The following is a 23,415-nucleotide window of genomic DNA, read 5'->3' on the forward strand; positions in this document are numbered from 1 at the left end:
GAGCTGGCCACCAACGTGGTCATGCACGGATACCGCGGCGCCGAAGGCGAGTTACGCGTGACGGGCCTCGGCGGCGGCATGGGGCTGTCCGCCTCGCTCGCCGCGCTGCGCCGGATCACCGGCGACCTCACCGCCGTCGTCACCGTGGCCGACGACGGCGGTTCCAGCGGGCGCCTGCGCGACGAGCTGGGCGTGCTGCCGCCCGGCGACCTGCGCAAGGCCCTGGCCGCGCTGTGCGGCGACGACGACTGGGGCCAGACCTGGGCCCGCGTCATCCAGCACCGCTTCCAGTCCCAGGGCGATCTGCACGAGCACGCGGTCGGCAATCTGCTGATCGTCGCTCTGTGGGAACAGCTCGGCGACCATGTCCAGGCCCTGGACCTGGTCGGCAGGCTCCTCGGCGCGCACGGCCGGGTGCTGCCCATGTCCGCCGTACCCCTGGAGCTCCAGGCCCTGGTCAAGGGGCACGACCCGGAGCGGCCCGAGGACGTGGACACGGTACGGGGACAGGCGACCGTGGCCCTCACCCCCGGTGAGGTGCAGTCCGTGCACGTCGTCCCCGCCGACCCGCCGGCCGTCCCCGAGGCCGTGGCGGCGGTCCTCGACGCGGACTGGGTGGTCCTCGGCCCCGGCTCCTGGTTCTCCTCGGTGATTCCGCACCTTCTCGTGCCCGAGCTCCTCGATGCGCTCACCGAGACGAAGGCGCGCCGGGTACTCTCCCTGAACCTCGCCCCGCAGCCCGGAGAAACCGAGGGCTTCTCCCCGCAGCGTCATTTGGAGGTTTTGGGACGACACGCCCCTAAACTCGCCCTGGACGTGGTGCTGGCCGACGAGGCCGCCGTGCCCGATCGCGACTCACTCGCCGACGCCGCCAAGCGGTTCGGCGCCGCGGTCGAGCTGGCGCCGGTGGCCCGGACCGACGGATCTCCTCGGCACGACCCGGAGCTGTTGGCCGCCGCGTACGACCGTATTTTTCGGATGCATGGAAGGATCGGCCCATGGCGATGACGGCAGCGGTGAAGGATGAAATTTCCCGGCTCCCCGTCACCCGGACCTGCTGCAGAAAGGCGGAGGTCTCCGCCATTCTGCGGTTCGCCGGCGGCCTCCACCTGGTGAGCGGCCGGATTGTGATCGAGGCGGAGCTGGACACCGCGATGGCGGCGCGCCGGCTGAAGCGGGACATTCTGGAGATCTTCGGCCACAGCTCCGAACTGATCGTGATGGCGCCCGGCGGTCTGCGCCGCGGCTCCCGGTATGTCGTACGGGTCGTCGCGGGCGGCGACCAGCTGGCCCGCCAGACGGGGCTCGTGGACGGCCGGGGCCGCCCGATCCGGGGCCTCCCGCCGCAGGTGGTCTCGGGGGCCACCTGCGACGCCGAGGCGGCCTGGCGCGGGGCCTTCCTGGCGCACGGCTCGCTCACCGAGCCGGGCCGCTCCTCCTCCTTGGAGGTGACCTGCCCGGGTCCGGAGGCCGCGCTCGCGCTCGTCGGCGCCGCCCGTCGGCTCTCGATCGCCGCGAAGGCCCGCGAGGTGCGCGGCGTGGACCGCGTGGTCGTCCGTGACGGAGACGCGATCGGCGCGCTGCTCACCCGCCTCGGAGCGCACGAGTCGGTGCTGGCCTGGGAGGAGCGGCGGATGCGCCGCGAGGTCCGCGCCACGGCCAACCGGCTCGCCAACTTCGACGACGCCAACCTGCGCCGCTCGGCCCGTGCCGCCGTCGCCGCCGGGGCCCGCGTGCAGCGTGCCCTGGAGATCCTCGCGGACGAGGTGCCCGAGCACCTCGCGGCCGCCGGACGGCTGCGCATGGAGCACAAGCAGGCCTCCCTGGAGGAGCTGGGCGCGCTCGCCGACCCGCCGCTGACCAAGGACGCCGTCGCCGGCCGTATCCGGCGGCTGCTCGCGATGGCCGACAAGCGGGCCCAGGATCTCGGCATCCCCGGGACGGAGTCGAACCTCACGGAGGAGATGGCGGACAACCTCGCCGGCTGATCGGTCCGATCGATCGACAGACGCCCAACACGCCGGTGCCGATGCCCACTTGGGACATCGGCACCGGCGTTTGCGTTCCTGTGAGGCACCCTTGACTTGACCATGAAGTGTCATGAGCCTGGCATCTGTTCGCTGCTGTGGCGGACTCACGCAAGGGGGGCTCATGAGACGAAGAGCGAGAGCGATCCTCGCTACGGGCGCGCTCCTGCTGGGCGGTGCGGGCATGGCGCCCATCGCCCAGGCGCAGAACGGCGGTTCACCCAAGCCCGACGCGAACGCCGTGAAGGTGTTCCACGCGGAGATCGCGAAGCAGCAGGTACCCCTGCTGCTCGCGGCCGGGCAGGACGGCCACGAACTCGGCGACACGACGTGGAAGAACGGCAGGAGCGCGGTCGAGGTCTACGTGACCGACCAGCAGGCCGAGAAGCTGGAGAAGCAGGGCGTCCACCTCACCGAGCACACCCTGACGGCCAAGGCCGAGGCGCGGGTGGAGAACGCGGCCCAGGGCGTGTTCCGCCCGTACAGCGGCAAGGGCAATCTCCAGGAGGAGATCGTCAAGACCGGTGCCGCCCACCCCGACCTCACCAAGGTCGTCTCCCTCGGCAAGACGGTCAACGGCCAGGACATCCTCGCGCTCAAACTGACCAAGGGCGCGAAGAAGACCAAGGACGGCTCCAAGCCGTCCGTGCTGTACATGTCCAACCAGCACGCGCGCGAGTGGATCACGCCGGAGATGACACGGCGTCTGATGCACTACTACTTGGACAACTACTCCACGGACAAACGCATCAAGAAGATCGTCGACTCCACCGAGCTGTGGTTCGTCCTGTCGGCCAACCCCGACGGCTACGACTACACGTTCAAGGACGCCGACGCCCGCCAGTGGCGCAAGAACCTGCGGGACGTGAACGGCGACGGGGTCATCTCCACCGGTGACGGTGTCGACCTCAACCGCAACTTCGCCTACAAGTGGGGCTACGACGACGAGGGTTCGTCACCCAACCCCACCAATGAGACCTACCGCGGCGCGAGCCCCGGCTCCGAGCCCGAGACCAAGGCGCTCGACGCCTTCGAGAAGCGGATCGGCTTCACGTACGGCATCAACTACCACTCCGCCGCCGAACTGCTCCTCTACGGAGTGGGCTGGCAGGTGGCGACGCCCACCCCGGACGACGTGCTCTACAAGGCGCTCGCCGGAACCCCCGAGAACTCCGCGATCCCGGGCTACCACCCCCAGGTCTCCTCGGAGCTCTACACGACCAACGGCGAGGCGGACGGCCACGCGGGCAACGTCAACGGCATGGCGATGTTCACCCCCGAGATGTCGACCTGCCAGACCGCCTCGGACCTCGATCCGAACGACGCCTGGAACGCGGCCGACTGCGCCTCGGTCTTCACCTTCCCGGACGACGAGAAGTTGATCGAGCAGGAGTTCGAGAAGAACGTCCCGTTCGCGCTCTCCGTCGCCGAGACCGCGGCCCACCCCGACCAGCCGTCGTCCTCGGTGGGCCTCGACGCGCCCGACTTCACCCCGGCCACCTTCACGACGTCGTACTCCCGTGGCGCCGACCAGACGGTCTCCGTCGTCGTCCGCAAGTCCGTACGCGACAAGGAGCTCAAGTACCGCGTCAACGGCGGCCGTACGCTGGACATGGCGCTCAAGGCCTGGAAGGGCGGCGAGACCTACGGCGGCAAGGACAACCTCTACTTCGACGAGTACCGCGCCAAGGTGAAGGACGGCGACCCCGGTGACAAGGTCGAGGTGTGGTTCACCGGTAAGACCAGGAGCGGCAAGAAGACCTCCAGTACGCACTTCACGTACACCGTGGCCCAGCGGCCCAGTGCCGACACGCTGGTCGTCGCCGAGGAGGGCGCGACCGCCACGCAGTCCCAGGCCTACGTCGATGCCTTGAAGGCCAACGGCAGGAAGCCCCTCGTCTGGGACGTGGCGGCCCTGGGCGCGCCCGACGCGCTCGGCGTGCTCGACCACTTCAAGACGGTCGTCCACTACACCGGCGCCGCACGGCCGGGCAACGCCACCCAGCTCCAACTGCGCGCCTTTCTCAACGAGGGCGGCAAACTGATCGAGGCGGGCGAGCAGGCCGGCGGCAACGTCGACCTCGGCGGCGGCACCCTTTCGAACGACTTCAGCCAGTACTACCTGGGTGCCTACTCCCGTACGTCCACTCCCGGGGCCAACGGATTCGCCGGCTCCGGAAAGCTCACCGGCTTCACGGGAGCGCTCGGCGACGCGCCCGGCAATCCGCTGAACACGGCGGGTACCTACGGCGTCACCTCGGACTCGCTGGCGCCCGCGCAGTACCCGCAGTTCGGGTCGAGCGCGGGAGCGGGCCAGTTCGCCGGGACCGTCAACCCGTACGGGCCCTACGCGGGCTCGTACATGGCCGCCGCCGTGCACACCGACGACGCCTACAAGCGTCTCACCCGGACCATCGACCTCACCGGTGTCAGCGCCGCCGACAAGCCGACGCTGCGCACCCAGCTCCTGTGGGACACCGAGCCCGGCTACGACCACGCGGTGCTGGAGGCCCACACCACCGGTGCCGACGACTGGACGACGCTCCCCGAGGCGGGCGGCGCCACCAGCACCGCGGTCCCCGCGGAGTGCGAGGCCGGATTCCTGGTCAGGGAGCACCCGTTCCTCAAGCGGTACCTGACGGTGAGTTCCACCGGCTGCGCCAACACCGGTACCAGCGGGGCGTGGAACAGCTTCACCGGCGCCTCCAGCGGCTGGCAGCAGGTCAACTTCGACCTCAGTGCGTACGCCGGCAAGTCGGTCGAGGTGTCACTGAGCTACATCACCGACCCGAACACCGGCGGTCACGGCGTCCTCGCGGACAACGCCTCCCTCGTCGTCGGCGGGGCGGCCACCGAGACCGAGGGCTTCGAGACCTCCCTCGGGCCCTGGAGCGCCTCCGGACCGCCTGCGGGCAGCCCCTCCGTGCTCAAGGACTGGGCGCGCTACGGAGAGCTGTTCAAGACGTACGGCGGCATCACCACGGACGACACGGTGCTACTGGGCTTCGGCCTGGAGCACGTCACCGCGGCGGCCGACCGCGCGGCCCTCATCAAGAAGGCGCTCGGGGCGCTGAAGAGCTAACCCTGTGTGACTATCTCGTCAACATCGAGGGTGTTCCGTACCCCTACTGGTGGGTACGGAACACCCTGCCGTGTATGGGGCATCTGGATGTCACCGCAGACGCCTCAGGGAGGTAGGGTCGTAGGCGGTCGGGGACATCCCATACAACTCGCCGGCACTGAGTCGGCGTACCTAACGAGGAGATCGGTTCGTGACGATCCGCGTAGGCATCAACGGCTTTGGCCGCATCGGTCGTAACTACTTCCGCGCGCTGCTGGAGCAGGGTGCTGACATCGAGATCGTGGCTGTCAACGACCTGGGTGACACCGCGACCACCGCTCACCTGCTGAAGTACGACACCATCCTGGGCCGCCTCAAGGCCGAGGTGTCGCACACCGCCGACACGATCACCGTCGACGGCCACACCATCAAGGTGCTCTCCGAGCGCAACCCCGCCGACATCCCGTGGGGCGAGCTGGGCGTCGACATCGTCATCGAGTCGACCGGCATCTTCACCAAGAAGGCCGACGCCGAGAAGCACATCGCCGGCGGTGCCAAGAAGGTCCTGATCTCGGCTCCGGCCAAGGACGAGGACATCACCATCGTGATGGGTGTCAACCAGGACAAGTACGACCCGGCGCAGCACAACATCATCTCCAACGCCTCCTGCACCACCAACTGTGTGGCGCCGATGGCCAAGGTGCTCGACGAGAACTTCGGCATCGTCAAGGGCCTGATGACGACGGTCCACGCGTACACGAACGACCAGCGCATCCTGGACTTCCCGCACTCGGACCTGCGCCGCGCCCGCGCCGCCGCCGAGAACATCATCCCGACCACGACCGGTGCCGCCAAGGCCACCGCCCTGGTCCTCCCGCAGCTCAAGGGCAAGCTGGACGGCATCGCCATGCGTGTCCCGGTCCCGACCGGTTCGGCCACCGACCTGGTCGTGCAGCTGCAGCGCGAGGTCACCAAGGACGAGGTCAACGCCGCGTTCAAGAAGGCCTCCGACGACGGCGACCTCAAGGGCTACCTGTCGTACACCGAGGACCCGATCGTCTCCTCGGACATCGTCGGCGACCCGGCCTCCTGCACCTTCGACTCCTCCCTGACGATGGTTCAGGAGGGCAACTCGGTGAAGATCCTCGGCTGGTACGACAACGAGTGGGGCTACTCCAACCGCCTCGTCGACCTCACGGTCTTCGTCGGCGGCCAGCTCTAAGTCCCGGAGCAGGCACCTCTGATGTGAGAGCAGGGCTCGGGCAGCGCACAGCCGCGTTGTCCGAGCCCTGCTCTGTGCACGGATCGATCAGCCCTCCCGGACAACACAGAGCCCTCCTAGGAGTCCCTTCATGAAGACGATCGACGAACTTCTCGCCGAAGGCGTGGACGGCAAGCGGGTCTTCGTCCGCGCCGACCTGAACGTGCCGCTGGCCGACGGCCTCATCACCGACGACGGCCGTATCCGCGCCGTCCTGCCCACCATCAAGGCCCTCGCCGAAGCGGGCGCCAAGGTGGTCGTCGCCTCGCACCTGGGCCGCCCCAAGGGCGCCCCGGACCCGGCGTTCTCCCTGCTGCAGCCCGCCGAGCGTCTCGGTGAACTGCTCGGCGCCCCCGTGGCGTTCGCTCAGGACACCGTCGGCCCCGCCGCCCACGACGCCGTGAACGGCCTCCAGCCCGGCCAGGTCGCCGTGATCGAGAACCTGCGCTTCAACCCGGGCGAGACGTCCAAGGACGACACCGAGCGCGGCGAGTTCGCCGACCGGCTCGCCGCCCTGGCCGATGTCTACGTAGGCGACGGTTTCGGTGCCGTGCACCGCAAGCACGCCTCCGTGTACGACCTCCCGGCGCGCCTTCCGCACTACGCGGGCTACCTCATCGCCACCGAGGTCAGCGTCCTGAAGAAGCTCACCGAGGACGTCAAGCGCCCCTACGTCGTCGCGCTCGGCGGCGCCAAGGTCTCCGACAAGCTCGCCGTCATCGACCAGCTGCTCGGCAAGGCCGACCGTCTGCTCATCGGCGGTGGCATGGCGTACACCTTCCTCAAGGCCAAGGGGTACGAGGTCGGCATCTCCCTCCTCCAGGAGGACCAGGTTCCGGCCGTCAAGGAGTACATGGACCGCGCGGAGAAGAACGGCGTCGAGCTGGTCCTCCCCGTCGACGTCCTGGTCGCTCCGGAGTTCCCGGACCTCAAGACCAAGGCCCCCGCCAACCCCACCACCGTCGCCGCGGATGCCATCCCGGCCGACCAGGAGGGCCTGGACATCGGTCCGGAGACCCGCAAGCTGTACGCCTCGAAGCTCGCCGACGCGGCCACCGTCTTCTGGAACGGTCCGATGGGCGTCTTCGAGCACCCCGACTACGCCGAGGGCACCAAGGCGGTCGCCCAGGCCCTCGTCGAATCCCCGGCCTTCACGGTCGTCGGCGGCGGCGACTCCGCCGCGGCCGTCCGCATCCTGGGCTTCGACGAGAAGGCATTCGGTCACATCTCGACCGGTGGCGGCGCCTCTCTCGAATATCTCGAGGGCAAGACGCTCCCCGGCCTCGCCGCACTGGAGGACTGACCCCGCATGACGACCCGTATGCCGCTGATGGCGGGCAACTGGAAGATGAACCTCAACCACCTCGAGGCCATCGCGCACGTCCAGAAGCTTGCCTTCGCTCTGGCCGACAAGGACTACGAGGCCTGTGAGGTCGCCGTCCTGCCGCCCTTCACCGACCTGCGCTCCGTGCAGACCCTGGTCGACGGTGACAAGCTCAAGATCAAGTACGGCGCGCAGGACCTCTCGGCGCAGGACTCCGGTGCCTACACCGGCGAGATCTCGGGCCCGATGCTGTCCAAGCTGAAGTGCACGTACGTGGCGATCGGCCACTCCGAGCGCCGGCAGTACCACAACGAGACCGACGAGATCGTCAACGCCAAGGTCAAGGCCGCCTTCAAGCACGGCCTGACCCCGATCCTGTGCGTCGGCGAGGAACTGGACATCCGCGAGGCGGGCAGCCACGTCACGCACACGCTCTCCCAGGTCGACGGGGGTCTCAAGGACGTCCCGGCCGAGCAGGCCGAGTCGATCGTGATCGCGTACGAGCCGGTCTGGGCCATCGGCACCGGCAAGGTCTGCGGCTCCGACGACGCCCAGGAGGTCTGCGCGGCGATCCGCGCCCGGCTGGCCGAGCTGTACTCCCAGGAAGTGGCCGACCAGGTCCGCATCCAGTACGGCGGCTCCGTGAAGTCCGGCAATGTCGCGGAGATCATGGCGAAGCCCGACATCGACGGCGCCCTGGTCGGCGGTGCCTCCCTGGACGCCGACGAGTTCGTCAAGATCGTCCGCTTCCGCGACCAGTAAGTATGCGCTAGCGGCGATTCGTCGTACCCTTGCGGGGGTCGTGGCCTTCGGAGTGGGCTTGAGGTGCTCACCCAGTAGGCTTCGGCCCCCGTCGTCCATTCAGTTCCGAGGAAGTTGGTCCAGCCGTGGTTTTGGGGTTCTCGATCGCCCTGATCGTCTTCAGCCTGCTGCTGATGCTGCTGGTGCTGATGCACAAGGGGAAGGGCGGCGGTCTCTCCGACATGTTCGGTGGCGGCATGCAGTCGTCCGTCGGTGGCTCCTCGGTCGCCGAGCGCAACCTCGACCGCATCACCGTGGTGATCGGTCTGCTCTGGTTCGCGTCCATTGTCGTGCTCGGCATCCTGATGAAGGTCAACAACTGATCACCGACCGGCATCGGTACAGCAGCACAACTGCACATTACGCAAGCACAATCCGCACGTAAGGCCCCATGTCCGGTACGCGCCCCCAGGCGCGGCCTATCATGGGGCTTGCGTCTAGGGGCCGGGGTGTAACTCCAATCACTGGACGCGCGTTGGGCCTTACGTAGACTGAGGCGCTCGCAGCGAAGCGTCACGCCGACTCGCTTCGCGGCACCATCACGCAGGGAGTTACGACCGTGGCAAGTGGCAACGCGATCCGAGGAAGCCGGGTCGGGGCGGGGCCGATGGGCGAGGCCGAGCGCGGCGAGTCCGCGCCGCGGCTGCGCATCTCCTTCTGGTGCTCCAACGGGCACGAGACGGTGCCCAGCTTCGCCAGCGACGCGCAGGTTCCCGAGACATGGGACTGCCCGCGCTGCGGCTTTCCCGCCGGACAGGACCAGGACAACCCGCCGGACCCGCCGCGCACCGAGCCGTACAAGACGCACCTCGCGTACGTACGGGAGCGGCGCAGCGACGCGGACGGCGAGGCGATCCTCGCCGAGGCGCTCGCCAAACTGCGGGGCGAAATCTAGGGGTTGAGAACCGGCCGGGCACCGTGGTGCCTGGCCGGATGCGTTTCGTACGCCGGGTCGCGCACGGGCGCACCGTCGTGCCGACCCGGTTGCGAAGCGCCCGCGGCGCTGCCGCGAGCCGATTGTCAGTGGTGCCCTCTACGGTTCTTGAAGTGGCGGAACCAGAGGGGGCGTTGTGGCGACGGTCGAGGCGGCGGGGGTGCGGGCACCCGCGTGGCGCGGGGGCTTCGGGCGCCTGTGGAGCGCGGCGGTGGTGTCGCGTTTCGGGGACGCCCTGCGCACCGCCGCGTTGCCGCTGCTCGCCGTGCGGCTCACGGACGATCCGCTCGTCATCGCCTCCGTCACGGCCTGCGGCTACCTCCCCTGGCTCTTCTTCGGGCTGCTGGGCGGCGCGGTCGCGGACCGGGTGGACCAGCGGCGGGCGATGTGGGCCGTCGACACCGTGCGCGGCGGGCTGGTGGCCTGCTTCGCCCTCGCCGTCGGGCTAGGCCACGCCACGATCGGCCTGCTGATCATGCTCGCCTTCGCCCTGACCACCCTCCAGACGCTGTTCGACAACGCGTCCACGGCCCTGCTGCCCTCCCTGGTGGACAAAGAGGCCCTGGGCAGCGCTAATGCCCGGCTGATGACCGGCCAGCAGTTCGCCGGCGGTTTCCTGGCCGGCCCGTTCGTGCCGCTGCTGCTCACCCTCGGGGCCGCCGCGCCGTTCGCGGCCGACGCGCTCACCTATCTGCTGGCCGCGGCCCTCGTGGCCTCCCTGCGGATCCGGGCGCCCGAGCGGGAGCCCCGGGCGGCCGGGAGCACCCTGCGGGCGGAGGTGGCCGAAGGAGTGCGCACCCTGTGGCACGACAGGGTGCTGCGCGCGGTCTGCATGGCCACACTGCTGTGCAACATCGGCATGGGGGCCCTGATCGCCACGCTGGTCCTGCACGTGACCGGCTGGCTGCACGCCGGAAACGTGGGCTTCGCGGCCGCGATGACGGCCTACTCGGCCGGATCCCTGGCCGGGGGAGTGCCGGCCCAGTGGATCGCGCGCCGGATCGGACGGGTGCGGAGCCTGTTCCTGTGTGGATGCGTCCAGACGGCGGCCCTGGTACTCCTCGGCACCGTCCGCCACCTGGGTGCACTCCTCGTGGGCATGGCACTGCTGGGACTGATGGGCATGGTGTGGAACGTCAACCAGGTCACGCTGATGCAGCAGCGCAGCCCGGCAGCCATGGTGGGCCGCGTCAGCTCCGCGTTCCGCACCGCCTCCACCTCCGGGGCCCCGCTCGGCGCCCTGCTCGGCGGCACCGTGGCGGGTGCCTACGGGCTGAACGGGCCCGCGCTGTTCGCGGCCGTCCTCTTCGGGCTCGCCGTCACCTCGCTGATACCCGCGCATCTGCCGGACGTATCTGTTGTTGAGCCGGACGACGGCGCTACGACAGCTCACGTCAAGCCCTGATCAATTAGGTTGGGACCGGCAGTGGGGCGAGGCAAGCAGCAGCACACGCAGGAAAGAAGGCGGAAGCCAGAGATGAACGCAGACAGCCGTGCCAGGCTCAACCAGACGCCCGAGTGGACCGCTCTGGCCAAGCACCGCGAGGAGCTCGCCAAGACCCATCTGCGGGACCTGTTCGCAGCCGACCCCGGGCGCGGAGCGGGGTACACCCTTCAGGTCGGCGATCTGCACGTCGACTACTCCAAGCACCTGGTCACCGACGAGACGCTGCGGCTGCTGCGCGAGCTGGCAGCGGCGACCGACGTCTTCGGGCTGCGGGACGCCATGTTCCGCGGCGAGAAGATCAACGTCACCGAGAACCGGGCCGTGCTCCACGTGGCGCTGCGCGCCCCGCGCGACGCGGTGATCGAGGTCGACGGGGAGAACGTCGTCCCGGCCGTGCACGCCGTGCTCGACAAGATGGCCGACTTCGCCGAGCGGGTCCGCTCCGGCGAGTGGACCGGCCACACCGGCAAGCGCATCAAGAACGTCGTGAACATCGGCATCGGCGGCTCCGACCTCGGCCCGGCGATGGCCTACGAGGTGCTGCGCTCCTTCACCGACCGCGACCTCACGGTCCGCTTCGTGTCGAACGTGGACGGCGCCGACCTGCACGAGGCCGTCCGTGACCTCGACCCGGCCGAGACGCTGTTCGTCATCGCCTCGAAGACGTTCACCACCATCGAGACGATCACCAACGCGACCTCCGCGCGCGACTGGCTGCTGACCGAGCTGAAGGCCGGTCAGGAGGCCGTGGCCAAGCACTTCGTGGCGCTGTCGACCAATGCCGAGAAGGTCGCCGACTTCGGTATCGACACGGCCAACATGTTCGAGTTCTGGGACTGGGTCGGCGGACGCTACTCGTACGACTCCGCGATCGGTCTGTCCCTGATGATCGCGATCGGGCCGGACCGCTTCCGGGAGATGCTCGACGGGTTCCACCTCGTCGACGAGCACTTCCGCACCGCGCCCGCCGAGAGCAATGTGCCGCTGCTGATGGGCCTGTTGGGCATCTGGTACGGCAACTTCCACAACGCCCAGTCGCATGCGGTGCTGCCGTACTCGCACTACCTTTCGAAGTTCACGGCGTATCTGCAGCAGCTGGACATGGAGTCCAACGGCAAGTCCGTGGAGCGCGACGGGCACGACGTGGAGTGGGAGACCGGCCCGGTCGTGTGGGGGACGCCCGGCACCAACGGGCAGCACGCTTACTACCAGCTCATCCACCAGGGCACGAAGCTGATCCCGGCGGACTTCATCGGCTTCGCCGAGCCGGTCGCCGATCTGCTGCCGGGTCTGGTCGCCCAGCACGACCTGCTGATGGCGAACTTCTTCGCGCAGACCCAGGCCCTCGCCTTCGGCAAGACGCCGGACGAGGTGCGCGCCGAGGGCGTGGCCGAGGAACTGGTCCCGCACAAGACGTTCAAGGGCAACCACCCGACGACGACGATTCTCGCGAGGGAGCTGTCGCCGTCGGTGCTCGGCCAGTTGGTCGCCCTCTACGAGCACAAGGTGTTCGTCCAGGGAGCTGTCTGGAACATCGACTCCTTCGACCAGTGGGGTGTCGAGCTCGGCAAGGTCCTCGCCAAGCGGGTCGAACCCGCGCTGACCGAGGGTGCGCAGGTGCCGGGCCTGGACGAGTCGACGAAGGCGCTCGTCGCGAAGTACCGGGAGCTGCGCGGCCGGTAGGCGCGGACGCACGTGGGTCACGGAAAGCGGGCGGCGGGAGTCCGCCCGCTTCCCGTAGAATTCCGGGCGATCATGCAGATGAAGGCTCGGGTGCGCCGGGGCCGCGGAACCCGTACGACCAAGGATCGCGGAACCCGTACCAAGGACCGCAGAACCCGTACAACCAACACAACCGGCACGGGTTCTGACGGCGCTCCGGTCCCGGGCTCAGGCCACCGCGCTCAGGGTGTCGGCGAGCCGTCGTCGGGCGGCGCGGCCCGCGGGGAACGCGGCGAGGGCGGCGGCACCCAGGACCGCGGCCAGACCGAACAGCGACAGCAGGAGGGGGGACGGCCCCCGGGCGATACCGGCGCCGATCCCGCTCGACTTGCCCTGGGCGTCGATCAGCCAGTGCGCCAGAGGCAGCCCCAGCGCCGTACCCGCGAGGACCGCTGCCAGCGCGGTGCAGGCGGTGCCTGTGACGGTGACCGCTGTGATCTGCCGCGGGGACAGCCCGATGGCCTTGAGCGCCAGCAGATCCCGCTCGCCCTCGCGCACGGTGCCGCCGATCGCGGTCAGCAGCTCGATGAGCCCGATGAGGGCCAGCACGGCGATCAGCCCGACGACGACGCCGCGCAGCGGCGAGAGGCCGTCGGCCGGGTTGGTCACGGCGTGCACGTCCAGGTGCCCGTGCCCGGCCGCGGTCAGCTCGGCGGCGACCTTGCCCGGGTCGGCGCCGGGGCGCAACTGGAGCTGGTAGAGGGTCGGGCGGAGCTCCGGGTCGTTCTCGCGCAAGGTGTCGAGCGAGGTGGAGATGACGCGGCCGCCGTTCTCCGGTTCGATGCTGCGGCCGACGATGTGCAGGATCTGCGGGCGCGCGCCGACGGTCATCCGCACCCAGTCCCCGACGCGTACGTCCAGCAGGTCGAGCAGCCCCTGACCGGCCACCGCTTCGTCGGGCCCGCGGGCCGGGCGGCCCTCGGCCAGCGTGAACGGGTACGGGTCCTGGTGCGTGCCGAGCCCGCGCAGTGCGATCGTCGCCGTCTGGCCCGGAACCAGAGCGGCCACCTCGGCGCCCGGGTGCACGGCGGTGACCTGTGCGTTGCGGGCGAGCAGGGCGCGGGCTGCCGGATCGCCGAGGCTCTCGTCCGGGTGCGCGGTGAGCGCGGCCGCGAGGCCGATCCGCTCGGGTTCGCTGTGGAAGCGGTCGATGGTGGTCCACGCGCTCAGCGCGACCACGATCAGCAGCAGTGGCAGGGCGAGCCGGGCGACCGTGGCCAGCGAGCGCGGCCGCCGCGGGAACGCCTGGTGCCAGCCCAGCACGAGCGCGGGGGGCAGCCGCAGTCCGAGCGCCCGGCGGGCCACGCCCGACAGGCGGCCGGCCGGCGGTGCCGCGGCCCGCAGCACCGGTACGGGGGGCACCCGGCCCGCCCGCCACGCCGCGATCCCGGTCGTCGCGCCGATGAAGAGCACCGCGGCCACCGGTACCGCCAACAGTGTCGCGGTGTGTCCGGGCAGTCCCTGCCAGACGCCCAAGGCGTCGCCGAGACGGCCGGGGATCCTGCTCCCCAGCGCCTGGGTGAGCGTGGCGGCGACCAGGGCGCCCAGCGACGCGTACACCACGTGCTGGATCAGGAAGATGCGCACCACCTGAGCGGGCGTGAACCCGATCGCCTTCAGTACTGAGATGTCCCGCAGATGGCCGCGGATACGGGTGCCGATCGCGCCGTACACGGCGAGCGCGGCGGCGAGGAGCGCGCCGAGGCCGAACAGGCCGAGGACCTGTCCCAGCAGCCGGTTGTCGCCCTGGGCCTCGGCGCGGGCCTGCTGCCAGTTCGACACCTGGGTGACCGCGCCGGAGCCGAGCGCCGTCACCGCGCGCTGCACGGCGTAGTCCGTGTCGCCGGGATCGGTCAGACGCAGACCGATGACCTGGCCCGTACGCCCGTCCGCGCCCCACACCGCGGAGGGCAGCGCCCAGACGACCCCCGAGCGCTCGCCGGGACGGTAGCGGGACTCGGCGCTGTCGGCCACGCCCAGGACGGTCAGGGTGCGTGCGGTGCCGGGCACGGTGAGGGTGTCTCCGGGCTCGGCCCACAGCGCACGGGCGAGGCTGTCCTCCAGGACGACTCCGTCGGGCCGGGCGCGGTCGAGCCAGTGACCGGAGACGAGCAGCGGCCGACCGGTGGCGGGCGGCTCGACGGCGCCGCGCAGCTCGACATAGGCACGGGTGCCGCGTGACTCGACGGTGGCGGACGCGGTGCGGTACGGGCCCGCCACGGACTCGACGCCGTCCAGCCGCGCGAGCCGCCCGGCGTCGGCGGACGCGCCGGTGTGGATCCACACATGGGCGCCGTGCGACTGCGTGAAGACGCGCTGCCAGGGGTTCGTCGCGTATCCGAAGAGTGCCGCGGCGAGCAGCAGCGAGGCGACGATTCCCGCGGTGGCGAGCACGATGAACAGCGCCTCGCCCCGATGCGTGCGCAGATCGGCATGCGCCCAGCGCAGAGTGGCCCGCACGCTGCTCAGTCCCTCAGTTCCAGCACGCCGGATATCCCGGCGCCGTGTGACGGCGTGCCGTCGAGTTCCGCGTCGTCGGCGATGCGGCCGTCGAAGAAGCTGATCACGCGGTCCGCGGCGCTGGCGAGCCGGGCGTCGTGGGTGACGAGCACGATGGTCTGACCGCGCTGGTGGAAGCGGGACAGCAGCCGCATCACCTCGCGGGTGCCCTTGCTGTCCAGGCTGCCCGCGGGTTCGTCGGCCAGCAGCAGGGACGGCTGGTTGACCAGCGCCCGGGCCAGGGCGACGCGCTGCTGTTCGCCGCCGGACAGCTCACCCGGCATGCTGCGTCCCTTGCCCTCCAGGCCCAGCTCGGACAGCAGCCGCTCGCGCTCGGCGCGCGCCCGCTTGGGGGAGACCCCGGCGAGCAGGGCGGGCAGCTCCACGTTGTCGGCGACCGACAGATTGGAGACCAGGTTGAAGAACTGGAAGACGATGCCGATGCGCCGTCGCCGTTCCACCGCCCAGCGCGCCTCGCTGTAGGCGTCCGTGCATTCTGCGTCCAGCCAGACGCTGCCGGAGTCGGGCCGCTGGAGGCCGCCGAGGAGATGCAGCAGCGTCGACTTGCCGGCGCCGGACGGGCCGGTGACGGCCACGAACTCGCCCTGGCGCACGGCAAGATCCACTCCGCGTACGGCATACGCCGGAGCGCCCTCGCCGTAGTGGGTCTTGACCAGGCCCTCGGCGCGCAGCAAAGGACCGGTGTGGCTCATTCCAGATCCTCCAGTTCCTCCTGGCAGCGCTCCAGCCAGTCAAGATCGGCCTGCAGGTGCAGCATGGCGCCCTCGATCAGCAGCTGGGAGATGCGGTTGTCCCGGTCCTCGGCCGCGGCGAGCTTCGACAGGTTGCGCATGGTGTTCAGATACTGCCGCCGCTGCCTGTTGATCAGGGCGATCTGGTCGGCCAGGCCGGTCGTCGGGGCGAGCGCGAGTTTCATGAAGAACTCGTCCCGTACCCGAGGCTCGTCCGCCGTCTCCTGGTACCAGGCCTGCAGCGCTTCGCGCCCGGTGTCGGTGAGGTGGTAGATCTTCTTGTTGGGCCGGCTCGACTGTTCGACTTCCTCGCCCTCGATCAGTCCCGTCTTCTCGAGGCGGCCGAGCGTGACGTAGATCTGGCCGACGTTGGGCTGAGGGTACGCGGAGCCCAGCAGTTGCTCAAGGTCCTGCTTGAGTTCGTACCCGTGGGCCGGGCCTCGCGCCAGCAGGGCCAGGAGGGGCAGCCGCACCCGTGCTCTCCTCCCCGCATCCTTGTCATGTGCCGCGCACCGATGTCAGGCCGTCGCCCGGTCGATGCGGCCGGAGGCCAATGTGTCGCAGGCCCTAGTATCGCCCATACCTAACAGGTATACATGGCCACTGACGCCGGGCGAAGGTGCCCGACGCCGGTGTACAGGGAGGAACCTATGCGGTGGATACGTGCCGCCGGTAGGGGCCTCCTGGTCGCAGCGGTGGTCCTGACCGGATACGTCACCTCCGGCACCCCCGCCGACGGGGCGCACGGCGCCGGTCGCGGCCCGCTCACCCTGGCGACCGCGGGCGACCTCACCGGCTATCTGGGGCCACTGCTCGAAGGGTGGAACCGTACCCACCCCGGCGAGAAGGTGACCCTCGTCGAGCTCCCGGACTCCGCCGACGAGACGCACGCGCAGATGACGACCGACCTGCGCGGCGGTGGCAGAAGCCGCTTCGACGTCCTCAACATCGACGTCGCCTGGACCTCGGAGTTCGCCGCCGCGGGCTGGATCTCTCCGCTGGACCGCGGCCGCTTCCCGCTCCGTAGTTTCCTGCCGCCGGTCGTGGACACGGCGACGTACGACGGAAGGCTGTACGCGGTCCCGTACGTCACCAACGCGGGACTCCTCCTGTACCGCAAGGACGTCCTCGCCAGGGAGGGCGTCGCGCCGCCGCGGACCTGGGCCGAGCTGGAGCGGCAGGCGAGGACCATCGCCCCGAAGTACGGACTCGACGGTTACGCCGGCCAGTTCCTGCCCTACGAGGGTCTCACCGTGAACGCGGCGGAGGCGGTCTACTCGGCGGGCGGCACGATCCTCGGCGACGAGGGCGAGCGCGTCACCGTGAACTCCGAGGCGGCCCGCGAGGGCATCGGGTTCCTCGCCGACGGCGTGCGTGACGGCTGGATTCCGAAGAAGGCGCTGACGTACAAGGAAGAGGAGTCGAAACAGGCCTTCCAGGACGGCCACCTCCTCTTTCTGCGCAACTGGCCCTACGCCTACGTCGGTGCTTCCGGCAAGGGATCGGCGGTCGCCGGGAAGGTCGGCGCGGTCCCCCTGCCCGGACCCGAGGGACCGGGCACGAGCGTGCTGGGCGGCTCCAACCTGGCCGTCAACACGCATGCGCGGCACCCCGATTCGGCCGCGCGCCTGATCGCGTACCTCACGACCGAGCGGGCGCAGCGCCAGGTCCTCACCAAGGGTGCGCTGCCGCCCGTACGGGCGGCGCTGTACCAGGACCCGGAGCTGATCCGGGAGTTCCCCTATCTGCCCACGCTGCGCGCCAGCGTCCTCGCGGCCGCCCCACGCCCCAAGAGCCCGCGTTACGACCAGGTCAGCCTGGTCGTGCAGGCCGTGGTCCACGACGCGATGACGGGGCACGAGACGCCTTCCGCGGCGGTACGGCGGCTGGCGCGCGAGCTGGCGGCCATCTCACGCCGGTAGCGCCCCGGCGGTGCCCTGTCGGCACCCCGATAGTTACTTGTTAGGTAACGGGAGCATCCCATCTCCGGGTTCTGTGCCCGAAAAGTCTGCATATAGCTGCCCAACTTCCCGGTTGTTGCTGCCTACTCGTTGACACCCGTGCGACACGCCTACTTAACATGCATGCATAACAACAGGCACGCACAGACAGGTCCAACGGGTGACCCTCAACACGCACCGCTGGTGGCGCGACGCAGTGATCTACCAGGTGTACGTCCGCAGCTTCCTGGACAGCACCGGTGACGGCATCGGCGATCTCGCCGGGGTTCGCGCGGGCATGCCGTATCTCAAGAAGCTCGGTGTCGACGGCATCTGGCTGAGCCCCTTCTACCCCTCGCCGCAGCACGACCACGGCTACGACGTCGCCGACTACTGCGACGTGGACCCGCTCTTCGGCGACCTCGCCGAGTTCGACCTGCTGATGACCGACGCCCGCCGCCTCGGCGTCAAGGTGCTCCTGGACATCGTCCCCAACCACTGCTCCAGTGAGCACCCGTGGTTCCGGGCCGCGCTCGCGGCGGAGCCGGGCAGCCCGGCCCGCGCCCGCTTCCACTTCGCCGACGGACGCGGCCCGGAGGGCGCCGAGCCGCCCAACAACTGGCACGCCATGTTCGGCGGACCCGCCTGGTCCCGAGTCACCGAGGCGGACGGCAACCCCGGCCAGTGGTACCTGCACATGTTCACGTCCGAGCAGCCCGACCTGAACTGGCGCAACCCCGAGGTCGGCGCGCACTTCGACCACGTGCTGCGGTTCTGGCTCGACCGAGGCGTCGACGGCTTCCGCATCGACGTCGCCGCCGGCCTCTTCAAGCACCCCGACCTGCCGGACTCGCCCGACCCTGAGGCCGATGCCCGCACCCGCGACTCGGTCAACCCGCTCGCCTGGAACCGGCCCGAGGTGCACGACGTGTGGCGCCACTGGCGGTCCGTCTGCGAGGAGTACACCGGGCGCGACGGCCGCGACCGGCTGCTGGTCGGCGAGGTCTCGGTACCGACGGCCCGCGAACACGCCCAGTACGTACGCCCGGACGAGCTCCACCAGGCCTTCTTCTTCGACCTGCTCAGCGCGCCCTGGAACGCCGACGCCTTCCGCAAGGTCATTTCCGAGGCGATGCAGGACATAGCCGGCACCGGATCGACGGTCACCTGGGTCCTCAACAACCACGACCAGGTCCGCACCGTCACCCGCTATGGCGAGCTCGGCACCGAGGGCAGCGGCCTCGGTACGGCCCGTGCCCGCGCCGCCGCACTGCTGATGCTGGCGCTGCCCGGAGCCGCGTACATCTACCAGGGCGAGGAACTCGGGCTGCCCGAGGTCGTCGACCTGCCCGACGACGTGCTGACGGACCCCATCTTCCGCCGCACGGGAAGCCGCGCCCGTATCCGCGACGGCTGCCGGGTGCCGCTGCCCTGGTCCGGGCACACCTCGCCGTTCGGCTTCACCTCGGGCGCGGAGAGCGCCAAGCCGTGGCTGCCGCAACCCGCCTACTTCGCCGAGTACGCCACCGACCGCGCGCTCGCCGACACCCGCTCCTTCTGGCACCTCTACCGCGACGGGCTCCAGCTGCGCGCCGGACTCCCGCAGTTGGGTGAGGGCGCGCTGCGCTGGCTTCAGGCGCCCCCCGGCGTCCTCGCCTTCGTCCGCGACGACGGCCTGGTGTGCGCGGTCAACTTCGACGCGGCCCCGACGCCCGCACCGGTCTCCGGCACCCCCTTGCTGTCCAGCGGCCCCTGTCCGGCCGGCGTGCTGCCCGGCTCGACGGCCGCCTGGTGGATCAGCGACTGCACGAATCCCTGACCGTCCCCTCCTCTGCTTTCCGTTCCTCTGGTTTCCGTCAATTCCCCTGCCCTGAAAGGGACATCAACGATGATGCGACGACGTACGACCCTGCTCGCGAGCTGCACCGCCCTCGCCCTGGCCCTCGGCGCCACCGCCTGCGGAGGCGGGCCCGTAGCCGCCGGAGGCGGCGGTAAGTCGCTCAGCGGCCAGACGATCACCGTGGCCGGTGTCTGGTCCGGCAGCGAGCAGAAGAACTTCCAGAAGGTCCTGGACGCCTTCACCGCGAAGACGGGCGCCAAGACCCAGTTCGTCTCCACCGGCGACAACGTCTCCACGGTCGTCGGCAGCAAGATCGAGGGCGGCAACGCCCCCGACGTGGTGATGGTCCCGCAGGTCGGCGTCCTCCAGCAGTTCGCGAAGGAGGGATGGCTCAAGCCGCTCTCCAAGACCACCGAACAGTCCGTCGACGCCAACTACGCGAGCGTCTGGAAGAAGTACGGCAGCGTCGGCGACACCTTCTACGGCCTCTACTTCAAGGCCGCCCACAAGTCGACCGTCTGGTACAGCCCCGACGCGCTCGACCAGGCCGGTGTCAAGCCGCCGACCACGTACGACGCCATGCTGAAGGCCGGACACACCGTCTCCGACTCGGGCCTCGCCGCCTTCTCCGTCGCCGGACAGGACGGCTGGACGCTCACCGACTGGTTCGAGAACGTCTACCTCTCCCAGGCGGGCCCCGAGAAGTACGACGCCCTGGCAGCCCACCGGCTGAAGTGGACCGACCCGACCGTGGTCAAGGCGCTCACCACCCTCGGCAAGCTCTTCAAGGACAAGCAACTGATAGCCGGCGGCCAGAAGGGGGCCCTGAACACGGACTTCCCCGGCTCCGTCGAGAAGGTCTTCGGACCCAAGCCCGAGGCGGGCATGGTCTACGAGGGCGACTTCGTCGCCGGGGTCGCCAAGGACCAGTTCGGCAAGAAGATCGGCCAGGACGCGAACTTCTTCCCCTTCCCCGCGGTCGACGGCGGCAAGGCGCCGGTGGTCAGCGGCGGCGACGCGGCCGTGGTCCTCAAGGACGGCAAGAACCAGAAGGCCGCCATGACGTTCCTGGAGTACCTGGCGACCCCTGAAGCCGCCGCCGTCTGGGCCGGGGCGGGCGGCTTCCTCTCCCCGAACAAGAAGCTCGACCTCGCCTCCTACAGCGACGACATCACCCGTGAGACCGCCAAGTCCCTGGTCGCCGCCGGGGATTCGGTCCGCTTCGACATGTCCGACCAGGCCCCCGCCGCGTTCGGCGGCACCAAGGGCGCCGGTGAGTGGAAGATCCTCCAGGACTTCCTCCGTGACCCCTCGGACCCGAAGGCGACCGCGGCCGAACTGGAGAAGGCCGCGGCCAAGGCGTACCAGGGCTGATCACCATGACCGCCACCCTCGTGAAAGAGGCGAGCCCTCCGGCCGTCGGCACGGCCGACCACAGACGGCGCGCCAGGCGCCGCGGCCGGATCGTCGCCCTCGTCTTCGTCCTGCCCGCCCTGCTCCTGCTCGGCGCGCTCGTCGTCTACCCCGTGGTCTTCTCCGTGGGGCGCAGCTTCTTCGACGCCTCCGGCAGCCGGTTCGTGGGCGGCGACAACTACACCGAGATGTTCCGCGACCCGGCCACGCTCAAGGCCGTACGCAACAGCGCCATCTGGGTCGTCGTCGCGCCGACGCTGCTCACCGGGCTCGGCCTGGTGCTCGCCGTCCTGGTCGAGAAGATCCGCTGGGCCACCGCGTTCAAGCTGCTGCTTTTCATGCCCATGGCGGTCTCCTTCCTGGCCGCCGGCATCATCTTCCGGCTGGCGTACGACGAGGACCCCGACAAGGGTGTCCTGAACGCCGCCGTGGTCGGCGTCCACGACGCGTTCGAGGGAACCTCGTCCTATCCGACCGCCCGCGCCCGCGACGGCCAGGGCCTCACCAAGGGCGCCGACGGTTCGTACCGTACGACCGCCTCCGCCTCGCCCGGCCACACCGTCGGCCTCGGGCTCGTCGGCGTCCTCCCCAAGGACCTGCCGAAGGACGCTAAGCCCGCCTACGCGGCCGCAGGGCAGAAGGCGGCCCGCGACGAGCTGCGCGGTGTCGTCTACCTGGACTTCACACCCGGCGGGGGAGGGAAACAGGGCCAGGTCGACCGGGGGGAGAGCGGACTGCCCGAGATGAAGGTCGAGGCGGCGCGCGACGGGAAGACGGTCGCGAGCACGACCACCGCGGCCGACGGCTCCTTCCGCTTCTTCGGGCTGGACTCCGGTTCGTACACCGTGCGGCTGCCCGCGTCGAACTTCAGCCCGCCGTACGAGGGTGTGTCCTGGCTCGGTCCTGCGCTGGTCACCCCCGCCATCATCGGCGCGTACCTGTGGATCTGGACCGGCTTCGCCATGGTGCTGATCGGCGCCGGACTCGCAGCCCTGCCGCGCGACGCGCTGGAGGCGGCCCGGATGGACGGCGCCAACGAGTGGCAGATCTTCCGCCGGATCACCGTGCCGCTGCTGGCACCCGTGCTCACCGTGGTCTTCGTCACGCTCGTGATCAACGTGATGAAGGTCTTCGACCTCGTCTACATCATCGCGCCCGGACCGGTGCAGGAGGACGCCACCGTGCTCGCCACCCAGATGTGGCTGGTGTCCTTCGGCGGCGGCAACAACCAGGGCCTGGGCAGCGCACTCGGTGTGCTCCTCCTGCTCCTGGTCGTCCCCGCCATGGTCTTCAACGTCCGCCGCTTCCGAAGGAGTCAACGATGAACGCGCTCAGGCGGGGGCTCGGCAACGGCCTGGTGCAGGCGTTCCTGGTGATCGTCGGCCTGGTCTGGGTCACCCCGCTCGCAGGGCTCTTCCTCTCCTCGATGCGCTCGGCGCAGGACACCGCCAAGGGAGGCTGGTGGACGGCGCTGACCAGCCCCGGTCAGCTCTCCTTCGACAACTACTCCGCCCTTCTGGGCAATGCGGGGATGACGCGGGCGTTCTGGAACACCGTGCTGATCTCCGTGCCGGCCACCGTCCTCGTCGTGGTGATCGCGGCGCTCGCCGGATACGCCTTCGCCTGGCTGGAGTTCCCCTTCCGGGACACGATCTTCCTTGTCGTGGTGGCGTTGTTGGTGGTGCCGGTTCAGATCGGGCTGCTGCCGGTCGCCAAACTCTTCGGTGCGCTGGGGCTGTTCGGCACGATTCCCGGTGTCGTGCTCTTCCACGTCTCCTACGGGCTGCCGTTCGCCATCTTCCTGCTGCGCAACTACTTCGCGGAGATGCCGAAGGAGATGCTGGAGGCCGCCCGGATGGACGGAGGCAGCGAGTGGCGCATCTTCACCCGGCTGGTACTGCCGGTCGGACGTCCGGCCATCGCGAGCCTGGCCATCTTCCAGTTCCTGTGGGTGTGGAACGACATGCTGGTCGCCCTGCTGTTCGCCGACAGTTCCTCGCAGCCGTTGACGGTCGAACTCCAGTCCCAGATACGGCAGTTCGGCAGCAATATCGATGTGCTGGCACCGGGGGCGTTCCTGTCGCTGATCGTTCCGGTGGTGGTGTTCTTCGCGTTCCAGCGGCACTTTGTGCAGGGGGTGATGGCCGGGTCGGTGAAGTGACGGGCTTCTCGCCCCCGCCAAAAGACTCGCGCAGTTCCCCGCGCCCCTCTTCAGGGGTGCGGGGAACTGCGCGAACGGGGTCTGGGGCCAAGCCCCGGATACGGCTCAGGCCGAAGCCGGCGGGTACAGCGAGCGTGGCAGCCGGGAGGCCGCTGCCGCGTCCAGGAGCCACAGGGTGCGGGAGCGGCCGTGGGCACACAGGTCCCGGGCCTCGCCGTCATGCTCGATCATTG

The 23,415-nt window shown here is 69.8% G+C and carries 18 protein-coding genes; 15 read left to right on the forward strand and 3 right to left on the reverse strand.

The genetic code is table 11. The features are described 5' to 3' along the window. The first annotated feature begins 21 nt into the window (after window positions 1-21). From yvcK to pgi, 10 genes are all read left to right on the forward strand, one after another. Window positions 22-1,008 (forward strand): uridine diphosphate-N-acetylglucosamine-binding protein YvcK, encoded by a 987-nt coding sequence (yvcK, locus tag ABZ656_RS43430; RefSeq protein WP_360276084.1) that lies wholly within the window; start codon window positions 22-24, stop codon window positions 1,006-1,008. Then, window positions 999-1,988 (forward strand): DNA-binding protein WhiA, encoded by a 990-nt coding sequence (gene whiA, locus ABZ656_RS43435; protein WP_010987695.1) that lies wholly within the window; start codon window positions 999-1,001, stop codon window positions 1,986-1,988. Before yvcK ends, whiA begins: the two co-directional genes overlap by 10 nt. A 163-nt stretch (window positions 1,989-2,151) precedes the next feature. Then, window positions 2,152-5,109 carry a M14 family zinc carboxypeptidase gene (locus ABZ656_RS43440; RefSeq protein ID WP_360276064.1) on the forward strand — a complete coding sequence of 986 codons (2,958 nt, stop codon included), beginning with the start codon at window positions 2,152-2,154 and terminating at the stop codon, window positions 5,107-5,109. 190 nt (window positions 5,110-5,299) lie between these two features. Beyond that, the gene (gene gap, locus ABZ656_RS43445; RefSeq protein ID WP_101405795.1) at window positions 5,300-6,310 is read left to right on the forward strand and encodes a type I glyceraldehyde-3-phosphate dehydrogenase; all 1,011 of its coding nucleotides are present in this window, start codon (window positions 5,300-5,302) and stop codon (window positions 6,308-6,310) included. Window positions 6,311-6,440: 130 nt separating this feature from the next. Further along, a complete protein-coding gene (locus ABZ656_RS43450; protein WP_101405796.1) occupies window positions 6,441-7,652 on the forward strand; it encodes a phosphoglycerate kinase in 1,212 nt (403 codons plus the stop codon). A 6-nt stretch (window positions 7,653-7,658) separates the two neighbouring features. Continuing rightward, window positions 7,659-8,435, forward strand: a complete 777-nt coding sequence (gene tpiA, locus ABZ656_RS43455; protein ID WP_101405797.1) for a triose-phosphate isomerase — start codon at window positions 7,659-7,661, stop codon at window positions 8,433-8,435. Between the two features lie 125 nt (window positions 8,436-8,560). Then, complete coding sequence (secG, locus tag ABZ656_RS43460) at window positions 8,561-8,797, forward strand: preprotein translocase subunit SecG (RefSeq protein ID WP_006373292.1); 237 nt, start codon at window positions 8,561-8,563, stop codon at window positions 8,795-8,797. 236 nt (window positions 8,798-9,033) lie between these two features. Beyond that, window positions 9,034-9,369: an RNA polymerase-binding protein RbpA gene (locus ABZ656_RS43465; RefSeq protein WP_075026247.1), complete on the forward strand. Its 336-nt coding sequence runs from the start codon at window positions 9,034-9,036 to the stop codon at window positions 9,367-9,369. A 175-nt stretch (window positions 9,370-9,544) separates the two neighbouring features. Next, on the forward strand, window positions 9,545-10,813 hold the full coding sequence (locus ABZ656_RS43470) for an MFS transporter (RefSeq protein WP_360276070.1): 1,269 nt from the start codon (window positions 9,545-9,547) through the stop codon (window positions 10,811-10,813). A gap of 72 nt (window positions 10,814-10,885) precedes the next feature. Continuing rightward, window positions 10,886-12,538 (forward strand): glucose-6-phosphate isomerase, encoded by a 1,653-nt coding sequence (gene pgi / locus ABZ656_RS43475; protein WP_360276073.1) that lies wholly within the window; start codon window positions 10,886-10,888, stop codon window positions 12,536-12,538. A gap of 207 nt (window positions 12,539-12,745) precedes the next feature. Here pgi and ABZ656_RS43480 read toward each other — a convergent pair whose 3' ends face one another. From ABZ656_RS43480 to ABZ656_RS43490, 3 genes are read right to left on the reverse strand one after another with little or no spacing between them, the layout of a single operon-like run. Then, window positions 12,746-15,037 (reverse strand): FtsX-like permease family protein, encoded by a 2,292-nt coding sequence (locus tag ABZ656_RS43480; protein ID WP_101405800.1) that lies wholly within the window; start codon window positions 15,035-15,037, stop codon window positions 12,746-12,748. A 5-nt stretch (window positions 15,038-15,042) separates the two neighbouring features. Further along, window positions 15,043-15,789 (reverse strand): ABC transporter ATP-binding protein, encoded by a 747-nt coding sequence (locus tag ABZ656_RS43485; RefSeq protein WP_360276076.1) that lies wholly within the window; start codon window positions 15,787-15,789, stop codon window positions 15,043-15,045. Beyond that, entirely contained in the window at window positions 15,786-16,301 is a 516-nt protein-coding gene (locus tag ABZ656_RS43490) for a PadR family transcriptional regulator (RefSeq protein WP_101405802.1), read from the reverse strand. The genes ABZ656_RS43485 and ABZ656_RS43490 overlap by 4 nt, the downstream gene beginning before the upstream one ends. A 177-nt stretch (window positions 16,302-16,478) precedes the next feature. Here ABZ656_RS43490 and ABZ656_RS43495 point away from each other — a divergent pair, with 177 nt between their 5' ends. The 5 genes from ABZ656_RS43495 to ABZ656_RS43515 all read left to right on the forward strand — a co-directional run bounded on the left by ABZ656_RS43495 (window position 16,479) and on the right by ABZ656_RS43515 (window position 23,182). After that, complete coding sequence (locus tag ABZ656_RS43495; RefSeq protein ID WP_360276079.1) at window positions 16,479-17,750, forward strand: ABC transporter substrate-binding protein; 1,272 nt, start codon at window positions 16,479-16,481, stop codon at window positions 17,748-17,750. Between the two features lie 199 nt (window positions 17,751-17,949). Further along, on the forward strand, window positions 17,950-19,587 hold the full coding sequence (locus tag ABZ656_RS43500) for a glycoside hydrolase family 13 protein (RefSeq protein ID WP_101405804.1): 1,638 nt from the start codon (window positions 17,950-17,952) through the stop codon (window positions 19,585-19,587). A gap of 69 nt (window positions 19,588-19,656) precedes the next feature. Then, entirely contained in the window at window positions 19,657-20,982 is a 1,326-nt protein-coding gene (locus tag ABZ656_RS43505; protein ID WP_101405805.1) for an extracellular solute-binding protein, read from the forward strand. A gap of 5 nt (window positions 20,983-20,987) precedes the next feature. Beyond that, entirely contained in the window at window positions 20,988-22,346 is a 1,359-nt protein-coding gene (locus tag ABZ656_RS43510; RefSeq protein ID WP_101405806.1) for an ABC transporter permease subunit, read from the forward strand. Next, complete coding sequence (locus ABZ656_RS43515) at window positions 22,343-23,182, forward strand: carbohydrate ABC transporter permease (protein WP_101405807.1); 840 nt, start codon at window positions 22,343-22,345, stop codon at window positions 23,180-23,182. The genes ABZ656_RS43510 and ABZ656_RS43515 overlap by 4 nt, the downstream gene beginning before the upstream one ends. Window positions 23,183-23,415 lie beyond the last annotated feature (233 nt).

This window comes from Streptomyces sp. NPDC007095 (assembly GCF_040634475.1).
Taxonomy (GTDB): Bacteria; Actinomycetota; Actinomycetes; order Streptomycetales; family Streptomycetaceae; genus Streptomyces.